This window comes from Isoptericola hypogeus, from assembly GCF_039531145.1.
In the GTDB taxonomy this organism is placed as follows: domain Bacteria; phylum Actinomycetota; class Actinomycetes; order Actinomycetales; family Cellulomonadaceae; genus Isoptericola; species Isoptericola hypogeus.
Genome location: NZ_BAAAPM010000003.1, coordinates 498,316 through 524,373, shown reverse-complemented (window position 1 = coordinate 524,373; position 26,058 = coordinate 498,316). Strand labels below are relative to the sequence as shown.

The following is a 26,058-nucleotide window of genomic DNA, read 5'->3' as shown; positions in this document are numbered from 1 at the left end:
GCCTCTCGTGCGTCCCGGGAAGGGCGGGTCCTGGAGCGTGACGCATCTCGCCCCGGCGTGCCTGGCGCCCTCGTCGTGACGCCGGTATCGTGGGACGACAACCGTTTCTTGGGCGGCATATGGCGGCCACCGAGACAACGTCCTCATCACCCGGAACCGAGGGCGTCCACTGGTGTGCCCGCGCGAGTGGACAAACTTCGATGTTCTGGCTACGCTAGCGCTTTGCGCTCGCTTGTGCCCCGACGCCTCCACCGCCGACGAAGTCCCGCCCCCGTGGTCACCACTTCGTGACCCCTCGGACGGTCCACCCAGCCGCGGTCCGGCGCCTGCAGCCTCGCTGAGCGTACAGCGTGCCACCCGAACTGCAGGGAAGGACCCCTCTTGGCTGCCTCGCGCACCCCTTCTGTTCCGTCCGCCGACGCCATCGCGAACCGCACCGCTTCCCGCCGCGTCTCCTTCGCCAAGATCTACGAGCCGCTCGAGGTCCCCGACCTCCTCGGGCTGCAGACCGAGAGCTTCGACTGGCTCCTCGGCAACCCGGCCTGGCAGGCCCGGGTGGAGGCCGCGAACACCGCCGGCCGCGCGGACGTCCCGGCCACCTCGGGCCTGGAGGAGATCTTCGAGGAGATCTCGCCGATCGAGGACTTCGGCCAGTCGATGTCCCTGTCGTTCTCCAACCACCGCTTCGAGCCGCCGAAGTACACGGCGGAGGAGTGCAAGGAGAAGGACTTCACGTACGCCGCGCCGCTGTTCGTCACCGCGGAGTTCGTCAACTACACGACCGGCGAGATCAAGAGCCAGACGGTCTTCATGGGTGACTTCCCGCTCATGACCGCGCGCGGCACGTTCGTCATCAACGGCACGGAGCGCGTCGTCGTCTCCCAGCTGGTGCGCTCCCCGGGCGTCTACTTCGAGCGTCAGCCGGACAAGACGAGCGACAAGGACGTCTTCTCCGCGAAGGTCATCCCGTCGCGCGGCGCCTGGCTCGAGTTCGAGATCGACAAGCGTGACGCCGTCGGCGTCCGCGTCGACCGCAAGCGCAAGCAGCCCGTCACCGTCCTGCTCAAGGCGCTCGGCATGACGGAGGCCGAGATCCGCGAGGAGTTCGCCGACTACCCGTCCGTGCTCGACACCCTCGAGAAGGACCACGTCCACACCCAGGACGAGGCCCTGGTCGACCTGTACCGCAAGATCCGTCCGGGCGAGCCGCCGACGGTCGAGGCCGGTCGCGCGCTGCTGGAGAACTTCTACTTCAACCCGAAGCGCTACGACCTGGCGAAGGTCGGCCGCTACAAGGTGAGCAAGAAGCTCGGCGTCGACGCGCCCCTGGCCGACTCGACCCTGTCGATCACCGACGTCGTCGCGACGATCAAGTACCTGGCCGCGCTGCACGCCGACCACGCGACGATCCCCGGCACCCGCGCCGGGGAGCAGATCGAGGTCCGCGTCGAGACCGACGACATCGACCACTTCGGCAACCGCCGCATCCGCGCCGTCGGCGAGCTGATCCAGAACCAGGTCCGCACGGGCCTGTCGCGCATGGAGCGCGTGGTCCGCGAGCGCATGACGACGCAGGACGTCGAGGCCATCACGCCGCAGACGCTGATCAACATCCGCCCTGTCGTGGCGTCGATCCGCGAGTTCTTCGGCACGTCGCAGCTGTCGCAGTTCATGGACCAGAACAACCCGCTCGCCGGGCTGACGCACAAGCGTCGCCTCAACGCGCTGGGCCCGGGCGGTCTGTCCCGCGACCGCGCCGGCATGGAGGTCCGTGACGTCCACCCGTCGCACTACGGCCGCATGTGCCCGATCGAGACCCCTGAGGGCCCGAACATCGGCCTCATCGGCTCGCTCGCGTCGTTCGGTCGCATTAACCCGTTCGGCTTCATCGAGACGCCGTACCGCAAGGTCGTGAACGGCAAGGTGACCGACGACGTCGTGTACCTCACCGCCGACGACGAGGACCGCCACGTCATCGCGCAGGCGAACACCGCCCTCGCCGAGGACGGCGCGTTCCTGTCCGACCGCGTCCTGGTGCGCACCAAGGGCGGCGAGACCGACGACCTGCCGCCGACCGAGGTCGACTACATGGACGTCTCCCCGCGCCAGATGGTGTCGGTCGCGACGGCCCTGATCCCGTTCCTCGAGCACGACGACGCGAACCGCGCGCTCATGGGCGCCAACATGCAGCGCCAGGCCGTGCCGCTGGTCCGCTCCGAGGCGCCGCTGGTCGGCACCGGCATGGAGCGTCGTGCGGCGGTCGACGCGGGCGACGTCATCGTGGCGACCAAGCCCGGCGTCGTCACCGAGGTCTCCGCGGACCTCATCCTGACCGCGAACGACGACGGCACCACGGGCTCCTACCGGGTGGCGAAGTTCCGCCGCTCGAACCAGGGCACCAGCTACAACCAGCGCGTGCTCGTGGACGAGGGCCAGCGGGTCGAGGTCGGCTCCGTGCTGGCCGACGGCCCCGCGACCGACGAGGGCGACCTCGCGCTCGGCCGCAACCTGCTCGTCGCGTTCATGTCGTGGGAGGGCCACAACTACGAGGACGCGATCATCCTGTCGCAGCGCCTCGTGGAGGACGACGTGCTGTCCTCGATCCACATCGAGGAGCACGAGGTCGACGCCCGCGACACCAAGCTCGGCCCCGAGGAGATCACGCGGGACATCCCGAACGTCTCCGAGGACGTCCTGGCGGACCTCGACGAGCGCGGCGTGATCCGCATCGGCGCCGAGGTCGGTGCCGGTGACGTGCTGGTCGGCAAGGTCACCCCGAAGGGCGAGACCGAGCTGACCCCGGAGGAGCGCCTGCTGCGCGCGATCTTCGGCGAGAAGGCCCGTGAGGTCCGCGACACGTCGCTCAAGGTGCCCCACGGCGAGTCCGGCACGGTCATCGGCGTGCGCGAGTTCAACCGGGAGGACGGCGACGAGCTGCCCGCCGGCGTGAACCAGCTGGTGCGCGTCTACATCGCGCAGCGCCGCAAGATCACCGTGGGCGACAAGCTCGCGGGCCGGCACGGCAACAAGGGCGTCATCTCGAAGATCCTGCCGCAGGAGGACATGCCGTTCCTCCCCGACGGGACCCCCGTGGACGTCATCCTCAACCCGCTGGGCGTGCCGGGCCGCATGAACGTCGGCCAGGTGCTCGAGACCCACCTCGGGTGGGTCGCGAGCCGCGGTTGGGACATCGAGCTGGCCGAGGGCAAGGACCTCTCCTGGAAGGAGACCCTGCCCGAGGTCGCGTCGAAGTCCGAGCCGGGCACCCCGGTGGCGACGCCGGTGTTCGACGGCCTGGAGGAGAACGCCCTGCGCGGCCTGCTCGGCACGACGCTGCCGAACCGCGACGGCGAGCGCATGGTCGCCACCGACGGCAAGGCCCGGATGTTCGACGGCCGCTCCGGCGAGCCGTTCCCGGACCCGGTCGCGGTGGGCTACATGTACATCCTCAAGCTCCACCACCTGGTCGACGACAAGATCCACGCGCGCTCGACGGGCCCGTACTCGATGATCACGCAGCAGCCGCTGGGTGGTAAGGCGCAGTTCGGCGGCCAGCGCTTCGGCGAGATGGAGGTGTGGGCCCTCGAGGCGTACGGCGCGGCCTACACGCTGCAGGAGCTGCTCACCATCAAGTCCGACGACGTCCCCGGCCGCGTGAAGGTGTACGAGGCGATCGTCAAGGGCGAGAACATCCCCGACTCGGGCATCCCGGAGTCCTTCAAGGTGCTCCTCAAGGAGATGCAGTCGCTGTGCCTGAACGTCGAGGTCCTTTCGAGCGACGGCTCCTCCATCGAGATGAAGGAGTCCGACGACGAGGTGTACCGCGCCGCGGAGGAGCTCGGGATCGACCTGTCCCGGCGCCCCAACTCGGCCGCCTCCGTCGACGAGATCTGATCCCAGCGACCAGCTGAACTCCACGGACATTTCAAGAGTTTTGAGGAAGTAGGACATCTTGCTCGACGTCAACGTCTTCGACGAGCTGCGTATCGGCCTGGCCACGGCCGACGACATCCGTGCCTGGTCGCACGGGGAGGTCAAGAAGCCCGAGACCATCAACTACCGCACCCTGAAGCCGGAGAAGGACGGGCTCTTCTGCGAGAAGATCTTCGGCCCCACCCGGGACTGGGAGTGCTACTGCGGCAAGTACAAGCGCGTGCGCTTCAAGGGCATCATCTGCGAGCGCTGCGGCGTCGAGGTGACCCGCTCGAAGGTGCGCCGTGAGCGCATGGGGCACATCGAGCTCGCCGCCCCGGTCACGCACATCTGGTTCTTCAAGGGTGTGCCGTCGCGCCTGGGCTACCTGCTCGACCTCGCGCCGAAGGACCTGGAGAAGGTCATCTACTTCGCGGCCTACATGATCACGTGGGTCGACGACGAGGCCCGGCAGGAGGACCTCCCGAACCTCCAGAACGAGATCGACCTGGAGAAGAAGGAGATCTCGGACCGCCGCGACAACGACATCAACACCCGCGCCGCCAAGCTCGAGGCCGACCTGGCCGAGCTCGAGGCGGAGGGCGCCAAGGCGGACGCGCGCCGCAAGGTGCGCGACTCGGCCGAGCGCGAGATGGCGCAGCTGCGCAAGCGTGCCGACGCCGAGCTCGACCGCCTCGAGCAGGTCTGGGACCGGTTCAAGAACCTCAAGGTCGCGGACCTCGAGGGCGACGAGATGCTGTACCGCACGCTCCAGGACCGCTACGGCACCTACTTCGAGGGCTCGATGGGCGCCGCGGCGATCCAGAAGCGCCTCGAGAGCTTCGACCTGGAGGCCGAGGCCGAGTCGCTGCGCGAGACCATCCGCTCGGGCAAGGGGCAGCGCAAGACCCGTGCCCTCAAGCGGCTCAAGGTCGTCAACGCGTTCCTCACGACGACGAACTCGCCCACGGCGATGGTCCTCGACGCCGTCCCGGTCATCCCGCCGGACCTGCGCCCGATGGTGCAGCTCGACGGTGGCCGCTTCGCGACGAGCGACCTGAACGACCTGTACCGCCGCGTGATCAACCGCAACAACCGGCTCAAGCGCCTGCTCGACCTGGGCGCGCCGGAGATCATCGTCAACAACGAGAAGCGGATGCTCCAGGAGGCCGTCGACTCGCTGTTCGACAACGGCCGCCGCGGCCGCCCGGTCACCGGGCCGGGCAACCGCCCGCTCAAGTCGATCTCCGACATGCTCAAGGGCAAGCAGGGCCGGTTCCGCCAGAACCTGCTCGGCAAGCGCGTCGACTACTCGGGCCGTTCGGTCATCGTGGTCGGCCCGCAGCTCAAGCTGCACCAGTGCGGCCTGCCCAAGCAGATGGCCCTCGAGCTGTTCAAGCCGTTCGTCATGAAGCGGCTCGTGGAGCTCAACCACGCGCAGAACATCAAGAGCGCGAAGCGCATGGTCGAGCGCACGCGCGGCGAGGTCTGGGACGTGCTGGAGGAGGTCATCCAGGAGCACCCGGTGCTGCTGAACCGTGCCCCCACCCTGCACCGCCTCGGCATCCAGGCGTTCGAGCCCCAGCTCGTCGAGGGCAAGGCCATCCACCTGCACCCGCTCGTGTGCGCCGCGTTCAACGCGGACTTCGACGGTGACCAGATGGCGGTCCACCTGCCCCTGAGCGCCGAGGCGCAGGCCGAGGCCCGCATCCTCATGCTCTCGAGCAACAACATCCTCAAGCCGTCGGACGGCCGTCCGGTGACCATGCCCTCGCAGGACATGATCATCGGTCTGCACCACCTCACGTCCGACCGGCCGGGGGCCCAGGGCGAGGGCCGGGTGTTCTCCTCGCAGGCCGAGGCGATCATGGCGCTCGACCGCGGCGAGCTGGACCTCAACGCCACCGTCAAGATCCGCGTCGACGACCTCGTGCCGCCGACCACGGGCTTCGAGGCGCCGGAGGGCTGGGAGCAGGGGCAGACGCTGCTGTTCGAGACCACGCTGGGCCGCACGATCTTCAACGAGGCGCTCCCGGTCGACTACCCGTTCCAGAACGGCGTGGTCGGCAAGAAGGAGCTCTCGACGATCGTCAACGACCTCGCGGAGCGCTACCCGAAGGTCGACGTCGCGACGTCGCTCGACGCGCTCAAGGACGCCGGCTACCGGTGGGCCACCCGCTCGGGCGTGACGATCGCGATCTCCGACGTCGCGATGCCGGACGTGAAGAACACGATCCTCGACGAGCACGAGCAGCGCGCCCTCAAGGTGCAGGACCAGTTCGAGAAGGGTCTGATCACCGACGACGAGCGCCGTCAGGAGCTCATCGAGATCTGGACGCAGGCCACCGACAAGATCGCGTCGGTCATGCGGGAGAACCTCGAGAGCGACGCGCGGAACACGCTGTACCGCATGGTGTCCTCGGGCGCCCGTGGTAACTGGATGCAGGTCCGCCAGATCGCCGGTATGCGCGGTCTCGTGGCGAACCCGAAGGGCGAGATCATCCCGCGCCCGATCAAGTCCAACTACCGCGAGGGCCTGTCCGTCCTCGAGTACTTCATCGCCTCGCACGGTGCCCGCAAGGGTCTGGCCGACACGGCGCTGCGTACCGCGGACTCGGGCTACCTGACCCGTCGTCTCGTGGACGTGTCGCAGGACGTCATCATCCGCGAGGACGACTGCGGCACGGAGCGCGGGCTGAGCCTGCCCGTCGCCGAGCGCATCGGCGACGTGCTGGTCCCGCACCCGCGCGTCGAGACGAGCATCTACTCGCGCACCTTCGCGACGGACGTCGTGGCGGAGGACGGCACGGTCGTGGCCGAGGCGGGCTCGGACGCCGGCGACGTGATCATCGACAAGGTGATCGCCGCCGGGATCGAGAGCGTCAAGGTCCGCTCGGTGCTGACCTGCGAGTCCCGCGTCGGCACGTGCGCCAAGTGCTACGGGCGCTCGCTCGCCACGGGCAAGCTCGTGGACATCGGCGAGGCCGTCGGCATCATCGCCGCGCAGTCCATCGGCGAGCCCGGCACCCAGCTGACGATGCGGACGTTCCACACCGGTGGTGTGGCCTCGGCCGACGACATCACGCAGGGTCTGCCGCGCGTCACCGAGCTCTTCGAGGCCCGTACCCCCAAGGGTGAGGCGCCGATCGCGGAGTACACGGGCACGGTGGCGATCGAGGACACGGACCGCACGCGGCACCTGGTCCTCACGCCGGCCGACGGGGGCGAGGAGATCCGCTACCCGGTCACGAAGCGTGCGCGCCTGCTGGTGGCGGACGGTGACCAGGTCCAGGTGGGCACGCAGCTCGTCCTGGGCGCCGTCGACCCGAAGAAGGTGCTGCGCATCCTCGGCCCGCGTGCGACGCAGAAGCACCTGGTGGACGAGGTCCAGGAGACCTACCGGTCGCAGGGCGTGGACATCCACGACAAGCACATCGAGGTCATCGTGCGGCAGATGCTGCGTCGCGTGACCGTGCTCGACTCGGGCGACTCCCACCTCCTGCCGGGTGAGCTCGCGGAGCGCATGCGGTTCGAGGACGCGAACCGCCGGGCCGTGGCGGAGGGTGGCCAGCCGGCCTCCGGCCGTCCGGAGCTGATGGGCATCACGAAGGCGTCGCTCGCGACCGACTCGTGGCTCTCGGCCGCCTCCTTCCAGGAGACGACCCGCGTGCTCACCGAGGCGTCCATGAGCGGTCGTCGTGATCCGCTGCTGGGCCTCAAGGAGAACGTCATCATCGGTAAGCTCATCCCCGCCGGCACGGGCCTCGCCCGCTACCGGAACATCGAGGTGGAGCCGACCGAGCAGGCCAAGGCGGAGCTCTACCCGAGCTTCGGCTACGACGAGATCGACTTCCCGACGCTCGGCATGGGCTCGGGCGAGGCGATCCCGCTGGAGGACCTGGACTTCGGCGACTTCCGCTGAGTCCGGCCTTGAGCTAGTCGCGAGGTAGGACGGGAGGGGCGCACGTCACATCGTGCGCCCCTCCCGTTCCTTTGACCCCGCTTGCTTCCGCGGGTAACCTTGGAAGCCGTGCCCGTGCTGTCGCGCGCGCATCCCGCTGTCAGCCCTGAGCCCCCGGCTCGGGATGGCTGCCGGAGGCGTCGGCGACGCGAGTGCACAGGTACCCCCGGAAGACCGCTCCGACCGTCCGTCAGGACGGGAGCGGACCCGGGCCATCGAGCCGGTGGTAAGTGGCGTTGCGGTCCGTGAGGGCCGCGGGTGCCGCATGCGATCGGCACGCACAAGCCAGACAGACCACCGTCGAGGGCCGGCCGGCCCTCGTGAGCTCGAGAAGACGACGGAGACGTAGTGCCTACGATCCAGCAGCTCGTCCGCAAGGGCCGGAGCACGAAGGCCGTGGCGTCCAAGACGCCCGCCCTCAAGGCCTCCCCCCAGCGGCGCGGCGTGTGTACCCGTGTGTACACCACCACCCCCAAGAAGCCGAACTCCGCCCTCCGCAAGGTGGCGCGCGTGAAGCTCTCCTCCGGTAGCGAGGTCACCGCCTACATCCCCGGCGTCGGCCACAACCTGCAGGAGCACTCGATCGTGCTCGTCCGCGGCGGTCGTGTGAAGGACCTCCCGGGCGTCCGCTACAAGATCGTCCGCGGCGCGCTCGACACCCAGGGTGTCAAGAACCGCAAGCAGGGCCGCAGCAAGTACGGCGCGAAGAAGGAGAAGGCCTGATGCCTCGCAAGGGTCCGGCCCCCAAGCGGCCGCTCATCGTCGACCCCGTCTACGGGTCGCCCGTCGTGACGCAGCTGATCAACAAGGTCCTGCTCGACGGCAAGAAGTCCACCGCCGAGTCGATCGTCTACGGCGCCCTCGAGGGCGTCCGTGCCAAGACGGACCAGGACCCGGTCGTCGTGCTCAAGCGCGCGCTGGAGAACGTCCGCCCGGCCCTCGAGGTCCGCTCCCGCCGTGTCGGTGGCGCCACCTACCAGGTGCCGGTCGAGGTGCGCCCGGTGCGTTCCACGACGCTCGCGCTGCGCTGGCTCACCGACTTCTCGCGCGCCCGTCGCGAGAAGACGATGACCGAGCGCCTCATGAACGAGATCCTCGACGCCTCGAACGGCCTCGGTGCCGCGGTGAAGCGTCGCGAGGACATGCACAAGATGGCCGACTCCAACAAGGCCTTCGCGCACTACCGCTGGTGATGCGCTCGGACGGCCCTGGGTGACCCCCGGGGCCGTCCGCGGATCCGGATCCGGCCGGAAGCCGGCCCTCCGGCCCGGCTTCCGACCTTCCACCGACAAGGGGTAACGCACCGTGGCACTCGACGTGCTGACCGACCTGAACAAGGTCCGCAACATCGGCATCATGGCCCACATCGATGCCGGCAAGACCACCACCACCGAGCGCATCCTGTTCTACACGGGTGTGAACTACAAGATCGGTGAGACGCACGACGGCGCGTCGACGATGGACTGGATGGAGCAGGAGCAGGAGCGCGGCATCACGATCACGTCCGCCGCGACGACCTGCTACTGGAAGAACAACCAGATCAACATCATCGACACCCCGGGCCACGTGGACTTCACCGTCGAGGTGGAGCGTTCCCTGCGTGTGCTCGACGGCGCGGTCGCGGTGTTCGACGGCAAGGAGGGTGTGGAGCCCCAGTCGGAGACCGTGTGGCGCCAGGCCGACAAGTACGACGTCCCGCGCATCTGCTTCGTCAACAAGATGGACAAGCTCGGCGCCGACTTCTACTTCACGGTCGACACCATCATCAACCGCCTCAAGGCGAAGCCGCTCGTCATCCAGCTCCCGATCGGTGCCGAGAACGACTTCGAGGGCGTCGTCGACCTCGTCGAGATGAAGGCGCTCACGTGGCGCGGCGACACCAAGATGGGCGAGGAGTACGAGGTCGAGGAGATCCCCGCCGACCTCCTCGAGAAGGCCGAGCAGTACCGGGCCGAGCTCGTCGAGGCCGTCGCCGAGACCGACGACGACCTGCTCGAGAAGTTCCTGGGCGGCGAAGAGCTCACGATCGCCGAGATCAAGGGCGGCATCCGCAAGCTCGTCGTGTCGTCCCAGGCCTTCCCCGTGCTGTGCGGCTCGGCGTTCAAGAACAAGGGCGTGCAGCCCATGCTCGACGCCGTCATCGACTACCTGCCGACCCCGCTCGACGTGCCCGCCGTCCAGGGCCACGACGTCAAGGACGCGGAGAAGATCGTCGAGCGTCGTCCGGACGAGGCGGAGCCGTTCTCGGCCCTCGCGTTCAAGGTCGCCACGCACCCGTTCTTCGGCAAGCTCACCTACGTCCGCGTCTACTCGGGCAAGGTCGCGCAGGGCGCTCAGGTCCAGAACTCGACCAAGGGCAAGAAGGAGCGCATCGGGAAGCTCTTCCAGATGCACTCCAACAAGGAGAACCCGGTCGAAGAGGCTCACGCCGGGCACATCTACGCGTTCATCGGGCTCAAGGACGTCACCACCGGTGACACGCTGTGCGACCCGGCGAACCCGGTCATCCTCGAGTCGATGACCTTCCCGGAGCCGGTCATCGACGTGGCCATCGAGCCGAAGACGAAGGCCGACCAGGAGAAGCTCTCCACGGCGATCCAGAAGCTCGCCCAGGAGGACCCGACCTTCCGCGTGAAGCTGGACGAGGAGACCGGCCAGACCGTCATCGGCGGCATGGGCGAGCTCCACCTCGACATCCTCGTGGACCGCATGCGCCGCGAGTTCAAGGTCGAGGCCAACGTCGGCAAGCCGCAGGTGGCGTACCGCGAGACGATCCGCCGCGCCGCGGAGAAGATCGACTACACCCACAAGAAGCAGACCGGTGGCTCGGGGCAGTTCGCGAAGGTCCAGGTGACCTTCGAGCCGCTCGAGACGGCCGAGGGCGAGCTCTACGAGTTCGAGAACGCCGTCACCGGTGGTCGCATCCCGCGCGAGTACATCCCGTCCGTGGACGCCGGCATCCAGTCGGCGATGCAGCAGGGCGTGCTGGCCGGGTTCCCCGTGGTCGGGGTCAAGGCCACGCTGCTCGACGGTGCCTACCACGACGTCGACTCCTCGGAGATGGCGTTCAAGATCGCCGGTTCGATGGTCTTCAAGGAGGGCATCAAGCGGGCCGACCCGGTCATCCTCGAGCCCGTCATGGCCGTCGAGGTCCGGACGCCCGAGGAGTACATGGGCGACGTGATCGGCGACATCAACTCGCGTCGTGGGATGATCCAGTCCATGGAGGACGCGACCGGCGTCAAGGTCGTGCGCGCCCAGGTACCGTTGAGCGAGATGTTCGGGTACATCGGCGACCTGCGTTCCAAGACGCAGGGCCGCGCGGTGTACTCGATGCAGTTCGACAGCTACGCCGAGGTTCCTCGCAACGTTGCTGACGAGATCATCAAGAAGACCCGGGGCGAGTGAGTCCCCACAGGTCGACGACCAGCACAACCATCAACCTGTAGGAAACCCCGTCGCCCCGCGGGATGTAGGCTTCTTGGCCGAGTCTCGCAACGTTCGGGAACATCTACCCAAGTCCCAGGAGGACCCCAGTGGCTAAGGCCAAGTTCGAGCGGACCAAGCCGCACGTCAACATCGGCACGATCGGGCACGTCGACCACGGTAAGACGACGCTGACTGCCGCGATCTCGAAGACGCTTGCGGACAAGTACCCGGACCTGCCGGCGAACACGCAGCGCAACTTCGACGAGATCGACGCCGCGCCGGAGGAGAAGCAGCGCGGTATCACGATCAACATCGCGCACATCGAGTACGAGACGCCGAAGCGCCACTACGCGCACGTCGACGCCCCGGGTCACGCCGACTACATCAAGAACATGATCACCGGTGCGGCCCAGATGGACGGCGCGATCCTCGTGGTCGCGGCGACCGACGGCCCGATGGCCCAGACCCGCGAGCACGTGCTGCTCGCCCGCCAGGTGGGCGTCCCCTACCTGCTCGTGGCGCTGAACAAGGCCGACATGGTCGACGACGAGGAGATCCTCGAGCTCGTCGAGATGGAGGTCCGCGAGCTGCTGTCGTCGCAGGAGTTCGACGGCGACAACGCTCCGGTCGTCCGCGTGTCCGGCCTCAAGGCGCTCGAGGGCGACCCCGAGTGGACCCAGAAGGTCATCGAGCTCATGGAGGCCGTGGACGAGAACGTCCCGGAGCCGGAGCGCGAGCTGGACAAGCCGTTCCTCATGCCCGTCGAGGACGTCTTCACCATCACCGGCCGCGGCACCGTCGTGACCGGCAAGGTGGAGCGTGGCACGCTCGACGTCAACTCCGAGGTCGAGATCGTGGGCATCCGCGTGCCGCAGAAGACCACGGTCACCGGTATCGAGACGTTCCACAAGCAGATGGACCAGGCCCAGGCCGGCGACAACACCGGTCTGCTCCTGCGCGGCATCAAGCGCGAGGACGTCGAGCGCGGCCAGGTCGTCGTGAAGCCGGGCTCGATCACCCCGCACACGGACTTCGAGGCGCAGGTCTACATCCTGGGCAAGGACGAGGGTGGGCGTCACAACCCGTTCTACTCGAACTACCGTCCGCAGTTCTACTTCCGCACCACCGACGTCACCGGCGTCATCACGCTGCCCGAGGGCACCGAGATGGTCATGCCCGGCGACAACACCGAGATGACGGTCGCGCTGATCCAGCCGATCGCCATGGAGGAGGGCCTCGGCTTCGCCATCCGTGAGGGTGGCCGCACGGTCGGGTCCGGCCGTGTCACCAAGATCATCAAGTGATCTGACCGGCTGAGCAGCTCTGCAGCGGAGGCCCGGGCCCTCTCGAGGGTCCGGGCCTCCGGTGCGTCCGGCGTCACACCGGCTTTCCTGCCCCACCGCTTGGTCTGGGGCGGGTTCGTGTGGCAAGATGTTCAGGTTGCCTGTCACGGGCGCGTTCTTTCTCGTGTCGAACAGTGTGTAGCACCACGGTGCGCGCGCCGGCCCCGGAGCTCCTCCGGAACCCGGCTCGCGTGACCTGGAGCGATTCCCCTCCGAAAGGGAGGGTTCGCGGGGTTGCCGGCTGTCGATGCGCACGAGCGCCCCGCGGGACACATGTCTCGACAGGCTCGACAAACGTCGTGGTCCGCCCTGCGGACCACATCCAACGGCCCCACGCCGATCAGGTGTGTGCCCGGGACCGTCGCCATAGGCGACACGCCCGAGCGCGGGGGTCGGACAGTAGCGGTTCGAGAGAGAGAGTCAGACGACGCCATGGCGGGACAGAAGATCCGCATCCGGCTCAAGTCCTACGACCACGAGGTCATCGACAGCTCGGCGCGCAAGATCGTCGACACGGTGACTCGCGCTGGTGCGACGGTCGTGGGCCCGGTGCCGCTGCCGACGGAGAAGAACGTCTTCACCGTCATCCGGTCGCCTCACAAGTACAAGGACAGCCGCGAGCACTTCGAGATGCGCACGCACAAGCGGCTCATCGACATCATCGACCCCACGCCGAAGGCCGTCGACTCGCTCATGCGGATCGACCTGCCGGCCGACGTGAACATCGAGATCAAGCTCTGAGGCTGGGGGAGAACATGACCAACCAGCAGAAGAACGTGACCGCGGTGCTCGGCACCAAGCTCGGCATGACCCAGCTCTGGGACGCTGACGGCCGCCTCGTGCCCGTCACCGTCGTGGCCGTCCCGACCAACGTCGTGACCCAGGTCCGCAACGCGGAGGGCGACGGCTACGCCGCCATCCAGCTCGCGGCCGGCCAGATCGACCCGCGCAAGGTCACCAAGCCGCTCAAGGGCCACTTCGAGAAGGCCGGCGTGACGCCGCGCCGCCACGTGGCCGAGATCCGCACCTCCGACGCCGCCGAGTTCGCCCTCGGCCAGGAGATCACCGCCGAGGCCTTCGAGGCCGGTGCAGTGGTCGACGTCGTCGGCACCACCAAGGGCAAGGGCACCGCCGGTGTCATGAAGCGTCACGGCTTCTCCGGCGTGGGTGCCTCGCACGGTGCGCACCGCAACCACCGCAAGGCCGGCTCGATCGGTGGCGCTTCGACGCCGTCGCGCGTGTTCAAGGGCCTGCGCATGGCCGGTCGGATGGGCCACGCCCGCCAGACCGTGCAGAACCTGACCGTCCACGCGGTCGACGCCGAGAAGGGCCTGCTCCTCGTCAAGGGCGCGGTTCCCGGCCCCAAGGGCGGCGTCGTCATCGTGCGTACCGCCGCGAAGGGTGCGTGACACCATGGCTCACCAGACTGTCGACGTGCTCGACGCCCAGGGCAAGAAGGCCGGCTCCGCCGAGCTTCCTGCCGAGGTGTTCGACGTCGTCACCAACGTCCCGCTGATCCACCAGGTGGTCGTCGCCCAGCGCGCCGCCGCCCGGCAGGGCACGCACTCCACCAAGACCCGCGGCGAGGTCCGCGGCGGTGGCCGCAAGCCCTACAAGCAGAAGGGCACCGGCCGCGCCCGCCAGGGTTCGACGCGCGCCCCGCAGTTCGCCGGCGGTGGCACCGTCCACGGCCCGCAGCCGCGCTCGTACGACCAGCGGACCCCGAAGAAGATGAAGGTCGCCGCCCTGCGCGGTGCCCTGTCCGACCGGGCCCGCGCCGGCCGCGTGCACGTCGTGTCCGGCTTCGGCATCGACGGCGCGCCGTCGACCAAGACCGCCGTCAAGACGATCGAGGCGCTCACCGAGCGCACGCACGTCCTCGTGGTCACGGAGCGCTCGGACGACCTGACCATCAAGTCGCTGCGCAACGTCGAGCGCGTCCACCTCATCCAGGCGGACCAGCTCAACACCTACGACGTGCTCGTCTCCGACGACGTCGTCTTCACCGAGGCCGCGCTGGCCGCGTTCCTCGCGGGCCCGGCGACGGGCAAGTCGGTGAAGGCCGTGGCGACCGAGACCGAGGCGGCCGAGACCGAGGAGGCCACCAAGTGACCGCCGTGACGAAGGACCCGCGCGACATCCTGATCGCGCCGGTCGTCTCCGAGAAGTCCTACAACCTCCTCGACGAGGGCAAGTACACCTTCGTCGTGGACCCGCGGGCCAACAAGACCGAGATCAAGATCGCGGTCGAGCAGGTCTTCGGCGTCAAGGTCGACTCGGTGAACACGATCAACCGCAAGGGCAAGGCGCGTCGCACGCGCTACGGCCTGGGCAAGCGCAAGGACACGAAGCGCGCGATCGTCACCCTCCGTGAGGGCACGATCGACATCTTCGGCGGTCCGGTCGGCTGACCCGGACGAGAGCAGATCGAGGACACTTTCCATGGGAATCCGTAAGTACAAGCCGACGACGCCCGGACGCCGCGGCGCGAGCGTTGCCGACTTCGTCGAGATCACGCGCTCGCAGCCGGAGAAGTCTCTGGTCCGTCCGCTGTCCAAGACGGGCGGCCGGAACAACTCCGGGCGTATCACCACCCGCCACAAGGGCGGTGGCCACAAGCGTGCCTACCGCGTGATCGACTTCCGTCGTCACGACAAGGACGGCGTGCCTGCCAAGGTCGCCCACATCGAGTACGACCCGAACCGCACGGCGCGCATCGCGCTCCTGCACTACGCGGACGGCACGAAGCGCTACATCATCGCGCCGAACAAGCTGTCGCAGGGTGACGTCGTCGAGGCCGGTGCCGGCGCCGACATCAAGCCCGGCAACAACCTGCCGCTGCGCAACATCCCGACCGGTACGGTCATCCACGCCGTCGAGCTCCGGCCCGGTGGCGGTGCGAAGATCGCCCGTTCGGCCGGTGCGTCGGTGCAGCTCGTCGCGAAGGACGGCCCGTACGCGCAGCTGCGCATGCCGTCCGGCGAGATCCGCAACGTCGACCTGCGCTGCCGCGCGACGGTCGGCGAGGTCGGCAACGCCGAGCAGTCGAACATCAACTGGGGCAAGGCCGGCCGCAACCGCTGGAAGGGCATCCGCCCGACCGTGCGTGGTGTCGCCATGAACCCGATCGACCACCCGCACGGTGGTGGTGAGGGCAAGACCTCCGGTGGTCGGCACCCGGTCAGCCCCTGGGGCCAGGCCGAGGGCCGGACCCGCCGTCCGAACAAGCCCAGCGACAAGCTGATCGTCCGCCGTCGTCGCACCGGCAAGAAGCGCTGATAGGAGCCTGACAGATGCCTCGTAGCCTGAAGAAGGGCCCCTTCGTCGACGACCACCTGCAGAAGAAGGTGGACGGTCAGAACGAGAAGGGGACCAAGAACGTCATCAAGACCTGGTCCCGTCGGTCGGTCATCACGCCCGACTTCCTCGGCCACACCTTCGCCGTGCACGACGGCCGGAAGCACACCCCGGTTTTCGTGACCGAGTCGATGGTCGGCCACAAGCTCGGCGAGTTCGCTCCCACGCGAACCTTCCGCGGCCACGTGAAGGACGACAAGAAGGGCCGTCGCCGCTGACCCCCGGGTCAGCCAGGCGACGGACCCTGACGGTCTGAGAAAAGGAAGCAGGACAGCAATGGAAGCCAAGGCGCAGGCGCGGTTCGTCCGTGTCACGCCCCAGAAGGCCCGGCGCGTCGTGGACCTCATCCGTGGCAAGCAGGCCGCTGAGGCCGTCGCGGTGCTCAAGTTCGCGCCGCAGGCGGCGAGCGAGCCGATCCGCAAGGTCGTGGAGAGCGCCGTCGCGAACGCTCGGGTGAAGGCCGACCGCGCCAGCGAGCGCTTCGACGAGACGGAGCTCTTCGTCTCGGCGGCGTTCGTCGACGAGGGGCCGACGCTCAAGCGGTTCCGGCCGCGTGCGCAGGGGCGTGCCAGCCAGGTCCTCAAGCGCACCAGCCACATCACCGTGGTCGTCGCACCGCGTGAGCAGAAGGAAGGGGCCCGATAGTGGGGCAGAAGGTTCACCCGCACGGGTACCGCCTCGGCATCACCACCGACCACCGGTCGCGCTGGTTCGCCGACAGCACCAAGCCCGGTCAGCGGTACCGCGACTACGTCCGCGAGGACGTGCAGATCCGCAAGCTGATGAGCACCGGCCTCGAGCGGGCCGGCATCTCCAAGGTCGAGATCGAGCGCACCCGCGACCGCGTCCGCGTGGACATCCACACGGCGCGCCCGGGCATCGTCATCGGCCGTCGGGGCGCCGAGGCGGACCGCATCCGCGGCGAGCTCGAGAAGCTCACCGGCAAGCAGGTCCAGCTCAACATCCTCGAGGTCAAGAACGCCGAGATCGACTCGCAGCTCGTCGCGCAGGGCATCGCCGAGCAGCTGGCGAGCCGCGTCTCCTTCCGTCGCGCCATGCGCAAGGGCATCCAGTCCGCGCAGCGCGCCGGCGCGAAGGGCATCCGCGTGCAGGTCTCGGGCCGCCTCGGCGGCGCCGAGATGAGCCGTTCGGAGTTCTACCGCGAGGGTCGTGTGCCGCTGCACACGCTGCGCGCGAACATCGACTACGGCTTCTTCGAGGCCCGCACCACCTTCGGCCGCATCGGCGTGAAGGTGTGGATCTACAAGGGCGACATGACCGAGAAGGAGTTCGCCGCGCAGCAGGCCACCTCCGCGCCCCGTGGGGGTCGCGGCGGTCGTCCGGAGCGTGGGGAGCGCCGTGGCGGTCCTCGCCGCACCGAGCGTCCGGCTCAGCCCGCCGCCGAGGCACCCGCGTCCGACGCGGCCCCGGCCGAGCAGGCGGCGCCGGCACCCGAGTCCGGAACGGAGGCCTGAGTCATGCTGATCCCGCGCAGGCTCAAGCACCGCAAGCAGCACCACCCGTCGCGCTCCGGCGCGGCGAAGGGTGGCACCACGATCGCGTTCGGCGACTTCGGCATCCAGGCTCTCGAGCCCGCCTACGTCACCAACCGTCAGATCGAGGCTGCTCGTATCGCGATGACCCGCCACATCAAGCGTGGCGGCAAGGTCTGGATCAACATCTACCCGGACCGTCCCCTGACCAAGAAGCCCGCCGAGACCCGCATGGGTTCCGGAAAGGGTTCGCCCGAGTGGTGGGTCGCCAACGTCAAGCCCGGCCGGATCGTCTTCGAGCTGGCCGGTGTCGACGAGGAGCTGGCTCGTGAGGCCATGCGCCGTGCGATCCACAAGCTCCCGATGAAGTGCCGTTTCGTGGTGCGCGAGGGTGGTGCGAACTGATGGCAGTCGGAACCAAGGGCATGGCTCCTGCCGACCTGGACGGCTTCGACGACGAGAAGCTCGTCGCGGAGCTGAAGAAGGCCAAGGAGGAGCTGTTCAACCTCCGTTTCCAGTCGGCCACCGGCCAGCTGGAGTCCCACGGTCGGATCAAGGCCGTGAAGCGCGACATCTCGCGGATCTACACGATCCTGCGGGAGCGCGAGCTCGGCATCCGTACGGCACCGAGCGTGAGTGAGTGAGGCAGCGATGAGCGACAACACGAACACCGAGGCCGCCGTCGAGGCCGAGCGCAGCACGCGCAAGGTGCGTCGCGGGTACGTCGTCAGCGACAAGATGGACAAGACCATCGTCGTCGAGGTCGAGGACCGCAAGAAGCACCCGCTCTACGGCAAGGTCCTGCGCACCACCGCCAAGGTGAAGGCGCACGACGAGCAGAACTCCGCCGGTATCGGCGACCTGGTCGAGATCATGGAGACCCGTCCGCTGTCCGCGACCAAGCGGTGGCGCCTGACGGAGATCCTCGAGAAGGCCAAGTGATCCAGAAGGTCTTCTGACCTTCGGCCGTGGCGGGCCGTGACACACGTATGCGGCCCGCCACAGCCACCACAGCAACTATCCGTTCGGCAAGGCTCGCCCGGCACAGCCCGGGACGAGAACCAGCTCGACGACAGGAGATCAATCGATGATCCAGCAGGAGTCGCGACTGCGGGTCGCCGACAACACGGGTGCCAAGGAGATTCTCTGCATCCGTGTTCTCGGTGGATCCGGCCGTCGCTACGCCGGTATCGGCGACACCATCGTCGCCACCGTCAAGGACGCGATCCCGGGCGGCAACGTGAAGAAGGGCGACGTCGTCAAGGCGGTCATCGTCCGGACCGCCAAGGAGCGCCGTCGTCCCGACGGTTCCTACATCAAGTTCGACGAGAACGCCGCCGTGATCCTCAAGACCGACGGCGAGCCTCGTGGAACCCGTATCTTCGGCCCGGTCGGGCGCGAGCTGCGTGACAAGCGGTTCATGAAGATCATCTCGCTGGCACCGGAGGTGCTCTGACCCATGGCGAAGATCAAGAAGGGCGACCAGGTGATCGTCATCGCCGGTCGTGACAAGGGCAAGACGGGCCGCGTGCTCGAGGTGCTCACGGACTCGGACCGCATCGTGGTCGAGGGCGTGCAGCGCGTCACCAAGCACGTCAAGGCCGGCCAGACGGCGCGTGGCACCCGCACGGGTGGCATCGAGACCGTCGAGGCGTCGATCCACGTCTCGAACGTGATGCTGGTCGACCCGGAGACCAAGAAGGGCACCCGGGTCGGGTTCCGCACCGAGCAGGTCGAGCGCGACGGCCGTACCCGTACGGTCCGCGTGCGCGTCGCCAAGCGTTCCGGGAAGGACATCTGATGACCGAGACCACTCTCGAGGCCCCGGCCACCCCGCGCCTCAAGCAGAAGTACCGCGAGGAGATCCTGGCGGCGCTGCTCGAGGAGTTCGGCCACCAGAACATCCACCAGGTCGCCGGTCTGACCAAGATCGTCGTCAACATGGGTGTCGGTGACGCCGCCAAGGACTCCAAGCTCATCGAGGGCGCGATCCGCGACCTGACCGCGATCACGGGTCAGAAGCCGCAGGTCACCCGGGCCCGCAAGTCGATCGCTCAGTTCAAGCTGCGCGAGGGCATGCCGATCGGCGCGCACGTCACGCTGCGCGGCGACCGCATGTGGGAGTTCCTGGACCGGCTGCTGTCGGTCGCGCTTCCCCGCATCCGTGACTTCCGCGGCCTGAGCCCGAAGCAGTTCGACGGGCACGGCAACTACACCTTCGGTCTCACGGAGCAGTCGATGTTCCACGAGATCGACCAGGACAAGATCGACCGCGTCCGCGGCATGGACATCACGGTCGTGACCACGGCGACGACCGATGACGAGGGCCGCTCCCTGCTGCGCCGTCTCGGCTTCCCCTTCAAGGAGAACTGACATGGCGAAGAAGGCCCTGATCAACAAGGCGAACGCCAAGCCGAAGTTCGCCGTCCGCGCCTACACCCGGTGCCAGAAGTGCGGTCGTCCGCACTCCGTGTACCGCAAGTTCGGCCTGTGCCGTGTGTGCCTTCGCGAGATGGCCCACCGTGGCGAGCTTCCCGGCGTCACCAAGAGCAGCTGGTAAAACCACTACGCCGAAGGTCCGCGTCGGCGCCGAACAGCGCCGAGACGGATACCCCGGTGAGGAAGGGCTAGAGCCCAATGACCATGACCGACCCGATCGCAGACATGCTCACGCGTCTGCGTAACGCGAACTCGGCTCACCACGAGACGGTGACCATGCCGCACTCGAAGCTGAAGTCGCACATCGCCGAGATCCTCCAGGCCGAGGGCTACATCACCGGCTGGACCGTCGAGGACGCGAAGGTGGGCAAGAGCCTCACCCTCACGCTCAAGTACGGCCCGAGCCGGGAGCGCGCCCTCAGCGGCGTGCGCCGCGTGTCGAAGCCCGGCCTGCGTGTCTACGCGAAGTCCACCAACCTGCCCAAGGTCCTCGGCGGCCTCGGCGTGGCGATCCTGTCCACGTCCTCCGGTCTGCTGACCGACCGCCAGGCCCAGACCAAGGGCGTCGGCGGCGAAGTCCTCGCCTACGTCTGGTAATCCGGAAAGGAGAACCGCCATGTCTCGAATCGGCAAGCTCCCCGTTCCGGTCCCGGCCGGCGTGGACGTCACCATCAGCGGTGCGCTCGTGACCGTCAAGGGCCCCAAGGGGACCCTCGACCACACGGTGCCCGCCCCCATCACGGTCTCGCAGGACGACGGCACCCTCGTGGTGTCCCGCCCGAACGACGAGCGTGACTCCCGTGCGCTGCACGGCCTGACCCGCACCCTGCTGGCGAACATCGTCACCGGTGTCACCCAGGGCTACGAGAAGAAGCTCGAGATCGTCGGCACCGGTTACCGCGTGACCGCCAAGGGCCAGAGCCTCGAGTTCGCCCTCGGCTTCTCGCACCCGGTCGTCGTCTCGGCCCCCGAGGGCATCACCTTCGCGGTGGAGAGCCCCACGAAGTTCTCCGTGGCCGGCATCGACAAGCAGCAGGTCGGCGAGGTCGCAGCGAACATCCGCAAGATCCGCAAGCCCGAGCCCTACAAGGGCAAGGGCGTGCGTTACGCCGGCGAGGTCGTCCGCCGCAAGGTCGGGAAGGCTGGTAAGTGATGGCTCTCAAGGTTCTGGGCAAGGGCAAGTCCGTCGCTCGTCAGCGCCGCCACCTTCGCCTGCGCAAGAAGATCAAGGGCACCGCGTCGCGTCCGCGCCTCGTCGTCACCCGCTCCTCGCGCCACATGGTGGCGCAGATCGTGGACGACACCGTCGGCAAGACGGTCGCCTCGGCCTCCACGCTCGAGGCGGACCTGCGGGCCTCCGACGCCGACAAGACCGCGAAGGCACGCAAGGTCGGCGAGCTCGTCGCCGCGCGTGCCAAGGCGGCCGGCATCGAGGCCGTGGTCTTCGACCGCGGCGGCAACAAGTACCACGGTCGGGTGGCTGCGGTCGCCGACGGCGCCCGGGAAGCGGGGCTGGAGCTGTGATGGCCGACGTCCGCGATTTCGCACGGAAGATGAGGATCCTCTGATGGCTGCAGGGCAGCGCACCGGCGCCCCCCAGGGCGCCAACGAGTCCAACAAGGGCGACGGCCGCCGTGGCGGTGGCCGTCGCGACGACCGCCGCGGCGGTGGCCGCGACCAGGCCGACAAGAACGCCTTCGTCGAGCGCGTGGTGACCATCAACCGCGTCTCGAAGGTCGTCAAGGGTGGTCGCCGCTTCAGCTTCACCGCGCTGGTCGTGGTGGGCGACGGCGACGGCACCGTGGGTGTCGGCTACGGCAAGGCCAAGGAGGTGCCCGCGGCGATCGCCAAGGGTGTCGAGGAGGCGAAGAAGAACTTCTTCCGCGTCCCGCGCATCCAGGGCACCATCCCCCACCCCATCACGGGTGAGGCCGCTGCCGGCGTCGTGTTCCTGCGTCCGGCGTCGCCGGGTACCGGTGTGATCGCCGGTGGTCCGGTGCGCGCCGTGCTGGAGTGCGCCGGCATCCACGACGTGCTGAGCAAGTCGCTCGGCTCGTCCAACGCGATCAACATCGTGCACGCCACCGTCGCGGCCCTCAAGGGCCTCGAGGAGCCGGCTGCCGTGGCTGCCCGCCGTGGTCTGCCGCTCGAGGACGTGGCCCCGGCCGCGCTCCTGCGTGCGCAGGCTGCCGGACTGGCCGCCAAGGCGGAGAAGTCCGGCGAGAAGGTGGGTGCGTGATGGCTCGACTCAAGGTCACCCAGGTCAAGTCCGCCATCGGCGGCAAGCAGAACCAGCGTGACACGCTGCGGACCCTCGGCCTCAAGCGGATCGGCGACACCGCCGTGAAGGAGGACCGCCCGGAGATCCGTGGCATGGTCACCACGGTGGCGCACCTCGTCACCGTCGAGGAGGTCGAGTGATCATGGCCGACAACACCGAGAAGGCGCAGCCGCTCAAGGTGCACCACCTGCGTCCGGCCCCCGGCGCCAAGACCGCCAAGACCCGCGTGGGTCGTGGTGAGGCGTCGAAGGGCAAGACGGCGGGTCGCGGTACCAAGGGTACGAAGGCTCGCTACCAGGTTCCCCAGCGCTTCGAGGGTGGGCAGATGCCTCTGCACATGCGCCTCCCGAAGCTCCGTGGGTTCACCAACCCGTTCCGCGTCGAGTACCAGGTCGTCAACCTGGACAAGCTCGCCGCGCTGTACCCCGAGGGTGGCTCCGTCACCGTCGAGGGCCTCGTCGCCAAGGGCGCGGTCCGCAAGGGTCAGCCGGTGAAGGTGCTCGGCACGGGCGAGATCACCGTCAAGCTGGATGTCGCGGTCGACCGCGTGTCCGGCTCCGCCAAGGACAAGATCCTGGCGGCCGGCGGCACGGTCTCCGAGGACTGACATCCGCAGCAGGGCCGGTAGCGCGCACGCGCTGCCGGCCCTGTGTGCTCTCGGCGGGCCTGCCCGCCTTCCGGCGGTCGTAGGGCGGCTCGGGCCCGTGTGGTCCGGATCACTCGCCGAGGGCACGTAGAATCCGTCACGGTCCGCTCCGCGCCCCCGGTCCGCCAGGGTGCGCGGTGTCCGCCGGGACGTCCGGCCGGACCGACGACAAAGTCGGCGCGACGGCGACGAGGCCCCACGGGCCGCGTGGCGCGTCGCGTCACATCTCGCCGGGCAGCCGGCGACACGACCACCCGCCGCGGGCGGGTCAGGAGGATAGGTGCTCAGCGCATTCGGCCGGGCTTTCCGGACACCGGACCTGCGGCGCAAGCTGCTGTTCACGATCGCGATCATGGCGCTCTTCCGTGTGGGGTCGCTCGTGCCGACCCCCGGCGTCGACTACGGCAACGTCCAGCAGTGCGTGGCTGTCCTCGAGGGCAGCACGTCCCTGCTCGGGCTCGTCAACGTCTTCAGCGGTGGGGCGCTCCTGCAGCTGTCGATCTTCGCGCTCGGCATCATGCCGTACATCACCGCGAGCATCATCGTGCAGCTGCTGCGCGTCGTGATCCCGCGGTTCGAGGCCCTGCACAAGGAGGGCCAGTCGGGTCAGACGAAGCTCACCCAGTACACGCGGTACCTCACGATCGCGCTGGCGATCCTGCAGTCGACGACGATCGTCACCACGGCGCGCACCGGGATGCTCTTCCCTGGTTGCCCGGTCGACGTGATCGCCGACGACAGCTTCATGACGGCGACGCTCATGGTCATCACGATGACCGCGGGCACCGGCCTGGTCATGTGGCTCGGCGAGACGATCACCGAGCGCGGCGTCGGCAACGGCATGTCGCTGCTCATCTTCACGTCGATCGCCGCCAGCTTCCCGTCGGCCCTCTGGTCGATCGCGGGCGGCGCCAACGGTCCGCTGAACTTCATCCTGATCATCGTCATGATCGTCCTCGTCATCGGGCTCGTCGTGTTCGTCGAGCAGTCGCAGCGGCGCATCCCGGTGCAGTACGCGAAGCGCATGGTGGGCCGCCGCATGTATGGCGGGACGAGCACCTACATCCCGATCAAGATCAACATGGCCGGCGTCATCCCGGTCATCTTCGCGGCGTCGATCCTCGCCATCCCGGGCCTGCTCGCGCAGTTCGGCGACCCGTCGGCGGAGTGGGTGGTGTGGATCTCCAACAACCTGGTCCAGCAGTCCGACCCGCTGTACATCGTGCTGTACGTGCTGATGATCGTCTTCTTCGCGTTCTTCTACACGTCGATCACGTTCAACCCGGACGAGGTCGCGGACAACATGAAGAAGTACGGCGGATTCATCCCCGGTATCCGTGCCGGACGGCCGACCGCCGAGTACCTGGACTACGTCATCACGCGCATCACGTCGGCCGGTTCGGTGTACCTGGCGATCGTCGCGCTTCTCCCGACGCTCGTGCTCGTCGCCCTCGGGGTCACACAAGCCATCCCGTTCGGCGGTGCGTCGATCCTCATCATCGTCGGTGTCGGTCTGGAGACCGTGAAGCAGATCGACTCCCAGCTCCAGCAGCGTCACTACGAAGGGTTCCTCCGTTGACCGAGACTCCCGGGGGCGCGAACGCCCCGACCACCCGCCGTGAGCTGCACGGCGCCCCGAGCTCGGAGGCCCGGGTCACCCGCCTGGTGATCATGGGCCCGCAGGGCGCCGGCAAGGGCACGCAGGCTGCGCGTCTCGCCGAGCTCTTCGACATCCCGGCGATCTCGACCGGAGACATCTTCCGCGCCAACATCAAGGGCGGCACGGAGCTCGGCAAGCTCGCCCAGGAGTACACCGCGAAGGGCGAGCTGGTCCCCGACGAGGTCACCGACGCCATGGTGCGCGACCGCCTCAGCGAGGACGACGCGAAGGGCGGGTTCCTCCTCGACGGCTACCCGCGCAACGCCCACCAGGTCGAGGCCCTGGACGGCATCCTGGCCGACCTGGGCTGGCAGCTGGACGGCGTCGTGGAGCTCACCGCCGACCGGGACGAGCTCCTCGCCCGGATCTCCAAGCGGGCCGAGCTCGAGGGCCGCGAGGACGACACCCCCGACGCGATCGCGCGCCGGCTCGACATCTACGCCGAGCAGACCGCGCCGCTGACCGAGGCGTACGGCGAGCGTGGCCTGCTGGCCAAGGTCGACGGCATCGGCGAGATCGACGAGGTCACCGAGCGCATCGTGCAGGCGCTGGCGGCGGAGCTGGGCTGAGGGTCCGACCGAGGTGTTCTTCTCCCGCGAGCGCGTCGAGCTCAAGACGATCGACCAGGTGCGCGTCATGCGACGTGCGGGCCTGGTCGTGGAGCGCGCCCTCACGGCCGTGCGGGCGGCGGCCCGGCCCGGCGTCACGACGGCGGACCTCGACGCCGTCGCGGCGCGCGTGATCGCCGAGGCGGGGGCGACGTCGTCGTTCCTCGGCTACCACGGGTACCCGGCGACGATCTGCGTGTCGGTCGACGACGAGGTCATCCACGGCATCCCGGGCGACCGGGTGCTGCGGGCCGGTGACGTCGTGTCGATCGACTGCGGTGCCGTCGTCGACGGGTGGCACGGCGACTCGGCCCTGAGCCTGGTGCTCGGGCCAGACGGCGCCCTCGACCTCGACGATCCCCGCCGCTCGGCGGACGACGTCGTGGCGGGGGTGCCCGGAGCGCGCGCGTCCGACGTGGCGCTCGTCCGGGCGACCCGCACCGCGATGTGGGCGGGCATCGCCACGTTGGCGGGCGGGCGCCGGCTCGGGGACGTCGGCGCGGCCGTCGAGGCGGCGGTCGAGATCGCGGGCGACGCGGTCGGGGCCGAGTACGGCATCGTCGAGGAGTACGTCGGCCACGGGATCGGCACGGCGATGCACCAGCCGCCGGACGTCGTGAACTTCCGCACCTCGGACCGCGGGCCACGGCTGCGCCCGGGCATGTGCCTGGCGGTCGAGCCGATGGTCACGGCCGGGAGCGGAGCGACGCGCGTGCTCGAGGACGACTGGACGGTCGTGACGACGGACGGCGCCCGTGCCGCGCACTGGGAGCACAGCGTCGCGATCACGGAGGCGGGGATCAGCGTGCTGACCGCCGCCGACGGTGGTCGCGAAGGGCTCGCGCCGTTCGGCGTGGAGCCGGTCTCGCTCGAGGGCTGATCGCTCGAGGGCTGCCCGCCCCATCCCCGCGGTTCCAGGGGGCCGGGGG

30 protein-coding genes are annotated in these 26,058 nt (G+C 68.6%); all 30 read left to right on the top strand.

Features of this window, described 5'->3' with window-relative positions; genetic code table 11:
- Positions 1 to 381: 381 nt before the first annotated feature.
- Complete coding sequence (gene rpoB, locus ABD254_RS04765) at positions 382 to 3,894, top strand: DNA-directed RNA polymerase subunit beta (RefSeq protein ID WP_344246156.1); 3,513 nt, start codon at positions 382 to 384, stop codon at positions 3,892 to 3,894.
- 58 nt (positions 3,895 to 3,952) lie between these two features.
- On the top strand, positions 3,953 to 7,834 hold the full coding sequence (locus tag ABD254_RS04760; RefSeq protein ID WP_344246154.1) for a DNA-directed RNA polymerase subunit beta': 3,882 nt from the start codon (positions 3,953 to 3,955) through the stop codon (positions 7,832 to 7,834).
- Positions 7,835 to 8,221: 387 nt separating this feature from the next.
- The gene (gene rpsL / locus ABD254_RS04755) at positions 8,222 to 8,596 is read left to right on the top strand and encodes a 30S ribosomal protein S12 (RefSeq protein WP_344246152.1); all 375 of its coding nucleotides are present in this window, start codon (positions 8,222 to 8,224) and stop codon (positions 8,594 to 8,596) included.
- Positions 8,596 to 9,066, top strand: coding sequence for a 30S ribosomal protein S7 (gene rpsG, locus ABD254_RS04750; protein WP_344246150.1), 471 nt, complete (start codon positions 8,596 to 8,598; stop codon positions 9,064 to 9,066). The genes rpsL and rpsG overlap by 1 nt, the downstream gene beginning before the upstream one ends.
- Positions 9,067 to 9,178: 112 nt before the next feature.
- Positions 9,179 to 11,281 carry an elongation factor G gene (gene fusA, locus ABD254_RS04745; protein WP_344246148.1) on the top strand — a complete coding sequence of 701 codons (2,103 nt, stop codon included), beginning with the start codon at positions 9,179 to 9,181 and terminating at the stop codon, positions 11,279 to 11,281.
- A 128-nt stretch (positions 11,282 to 11,409) separates the two neighbouring features.
- Positions 11,410 to 12,606, top strand: coding sequence for an elongation factor Tu (gene tuf, locus ABD254_RS04740; protein WP_344246146.1), 1,197 nt, complete (start codon positions 11,410 to 11,412; stop codon positions 12,604 to 12,606).
- Positions 12,607 to 13,077: 471 nt separating this feature from the next.
- Positions 13,078 to 13,386, top strand: a complete 309-nt coding sequence (rpsJ, locus tag ABD254_RS04735) for a 30S ribosomal protein S10 (protein WP_013837837.1) — start codon at positions 13,078 to 13,080, stop codon at positions 13,384 to 13,386.
- 14 nt (positions 13,387 to 13,400) lie between these two features.
- The gene (gene rplC, locus ABD254_RS04730) at positions 13,401 to 14,054 is read left to right on the top strand and encodes a 50S ribosomal protein L3 (protein ID WP_344246144.1); all 654 of its coding nucleotides are present in this window, start codon (positions 13,401 to 13,403) and stop codon (positions 14,052 to 14,054) included.
- A 4-nt stretch (positions 14,055 to 14,058) separates the two neighbouring features.
- On the top strand, positions 14,059 to 14,757 hold the full coding sequence (gene rplD, locus ABD254_RS04725) for a 50S ribosomal protein L4 (RefSeq protein ID WP_344246142.1): 699 nt from the start codon (positions 14,059 to 14,061) through the stop codon (positions 14,755 to 14,757).
- Positions 14,754 to 15,056 (top strand): 50S ribosomal protein L23, encoded by a 303-nt coding sequence (rplW, locus tag ABD254_RS04720; RefSeq protein WP_188524506.1) that lies wholly within the window; start codon positions 14,754 to 14,756, stop codon positions 15,054 to 15,056. The genes rplD and rplW overlap by 4 nt, the downstream gene beginning before the upstream one ends.
- A 31-nt stretch (positions 15,057 to 15,087) precedes the next feature.
- Positions 15,088 to 15,924 (top strand): 50S ribosomal protein L2, encoded by an 837-nt coding sequence (gene rplB, locus ABD254_RS04715; protein ID WP_344246139.1) that lies wholly within the window; start codon positions 15,088 to 15,090, stop codon positions 15,922 to 15,924.
- A 14-nt stretch (positions 15,925 to 15,938) separates the two neighbouring features.
- Complete coding sequence (gene rpsS, locus ABD254_RS04710; protein ID WP_188524504.1) at positions 15,939 to 16,220, top strand: 30S ribosomal protein S19; 282 nt, start codon at positions 15,939 to 15,941, stop codon at positions 16,218 to 16,220.
- Positions 16,221 to 16,278: 58 nt separating this feature from the next.
- Positions 16,279 to 16,647 (top strand): 50S ribosomal protein L22, encoded by a 369-nt coding sequence (gene rplV, locus ABD254_RS04705; protein WP_188524503.1) that lies wholly within the window; start codon positions 16,279 to 16,281, stop codon positions 16,645 to 16,647.
- Positions 16,647 to 17,477 carry a 30S ribosomal protein S3 gene (rpsC, locus tag ABD254_RS04700; protein ID WP_344246136.1) on the top strand — a complete coding sequence of 277 codons (831 nt, stop codon included), beginning with the start codon at positions 16,647 to 16,649 and terminating at the stop codon, positions 17,475 to 17,477. Before rplV ends, rpsC begins: the two co-directional genes overlap by 1 nt.
- Positions 17,478 to 17,480: 3 nt before the next feature.
- Positions 17,481 to 17,900, top strand: coding sequence for a 50S ribosomal protein L16 (gene rplP / locus ABD254_RS04695; RefSeq protein ID WP_344246134.1), 420 nt, complete (start codon positions 17,481 to 17,483; stop codon positions 17,898 to 17,900).
- Positions 17,900 to 18,139, top strand: coding sequence for a 50S ribosomal protein L29 (gene rpmC / locus ABD254_RS04690; protein ID WP_188524500.1), 240 nt, complete (start codon positions 17,900 to 17,902; stop codon positions 18,137 to 18,139). The genes rplP and rpmC overlap by 1 nt, the downstream gene beginning before the upstream one ends.
- Before the next feature lie 7 nt (positions 18,140 to 18,146).
- Positions 18,147 to 18,437 carry a 30S ribosomal protein S17 gene (gene rpsQ, locus ABD254_RS04685; protein ID WP_344246130.1) on the top strand — a complete coding sequence of 97 codons (291 nt, stop codon included), beginning with the start codon at positions 18,147 to 18,149 and terminating at the stop codon, positions 18,435 to 18,437.
- 145 nt (positions 18,438 to 18,582) lie between these two features.
- On the top strand, positions 18,583 to 18,951 hold the full coding sequence (rplN, locus tag ABD254_RS04680) for a 50S ribosomal protein L14 (RefSeq protein ID WP_344246128.1): 369 nt from the start codon (positions 18,583 to 18,585) through the stop codon (positions 18,949 to 18,951).
- A gap of 3 nt (positions 18,952 to 18,954) precedes the next feature.
- Complete coding sequence (gene rplX, locus ABD254_RS04675; protein ID WP_344246126.1) at positions 18,955 to 19,296, top strand: 50S ribosomal protein L24; 342 nt, start codon at positions 18,955 to 18,957, stop codon at positions 19,294 to 19,296.
- Positions 19,296 to 19,868 (top strand): 50S ribosomal protein L5, encoded by a 573-nt coding sequence (rplE, locus tag ABD254_RS04670; protein ID WP_344246124.1) that lies wholly within the window; start codon positions 19,296 to 19,298, stop codon positions 19,866 to 19,868. The genes rplX and rplE overlap by 1 nt, the downstream gene beginning before the upstream one ends.
- 1 nt (position 19,869) lies before the next feature.
- On the top strand, positions 19,870 to 20,055 hold the full coding sequence (locus tag ABD254_RS04665; RefSeq protein ID WP_344246122.1) for a type Z 30S ribosomal protein S14: 186 nt from the start codon (positions 19,870 to 19,872) through the stop codon (positions 20,053 to 20,055).
- 77 nt (positions 20,056 to 20,132) lie between these two features.
- A complete protein-coding gene (rpsH, locus tag ABD254_RS04660) occupies positions 20,133 to 20,531 on the top strand; it encodes a 30S ribosomal protein S8 (protein ID WP_344246120.1) in 399 nt (132 codons plus the stop codon).
- A gap of 19 nt (positions 20,532 to 20,550) precedes the next feature.
- Positions 20,551 to 21,087, top strand: coding sequence for a 50S ribosomal protein L6 (rplF, locus tag ABD254_RS04655; RefSeq protein ID WP_344246118.1), 537 nt, complete (start codon positions 20,551 to 20,553; stop codon positions 21,085 to 21,087).
- Positions 21,087 to 21,458: a 50S ribosomal protein L18 gene (gene rplR / locus ABD254_RS04650; RefSeq protein ID WP_344246116.1), complete on the top strand. Its 372-nt coding sequence runs from the start codon at positions 21,087 to 21,089 to the stop codon at positions 21,456 to 21,458. Before rplF ends, rplR begins: the two co-directional genes overlap by 1 nt.
- A gap of 43 nt (positions 21,459 to 21,501) precedes the next feature.
- Positions 21,502 to 22,173, top strand: a complete 672-nt coding sequence (gene rpsE / locus ABD254_RS04645) for a 30S ribosomal protein S5 (protein WP_344246114.1) — start codon at positions 21,502 to 21,504, stop codon at positions 22,171 to 22,173.
- Positions 22,173 to 22,355, top strand: coding sequence for a 50S ribosomal protein L30 (rpmD, locus tag ABD254_RS04640; RefSeq protein WP_106267288.1), 183 nt, complete (start codon positions 22,173 to 22,175; stop codon positions 22,353 to 22,355). The genes rpsE and rpmD overlap by 1 nt, the downstream gene beginning before the upstream one ends.
- A 2-nt stretch (positions 22,356 to 22,357) precedes the next feature.
- Entirely contained in the window at positions 22,358 to 22,822 is a 465-nt protein-coding gene (rplO, locus tag ABD254_RS04635) for a 50S ribosomal protein L15 (protein ID WP_344246112.1), read from the top strand.
- 319 nt (positions 22,823 to 23,141) lie between these two features.
- Positions 23,142 to 24,440 (top strand): preprotein translocase subunit SecY, encoded by a 1,299-nt coding sequence (gene secY, locus ABD254_RS04630; RefSeq protein ID WP_344246110.1) that lies wholly within the window; start codon positions 23,142 to 23,144, stop codon positions 24,438 to 24,440.
- Between the two features lie 92 nt (positions 24,441 to 24,532).
- Positions 24,533 to 25,090, top strand: coding sequence for an adenylate kinase (locus ABD254_RS04625; protein WP_344248495.1), 558 nt, complete (start codon positions 24,533 to 24,535; stop codon positions 25,088 to 25,090).
- 13 nt (positions 25,091 to 25,103) lie between these two features.
- A complete protein-coding gene (locus tag ABD254_RS04620; protein WP_344246108.1) occupies positions 25,104 to 26,009 on the top strand; it encodes a type I methionyl aminopeptidase in 906 nt (301 codons plus the stop codon).
- The last annotated feature ends 49 nt before the right edge of the window (positions 26,010 to 26,058 follow it).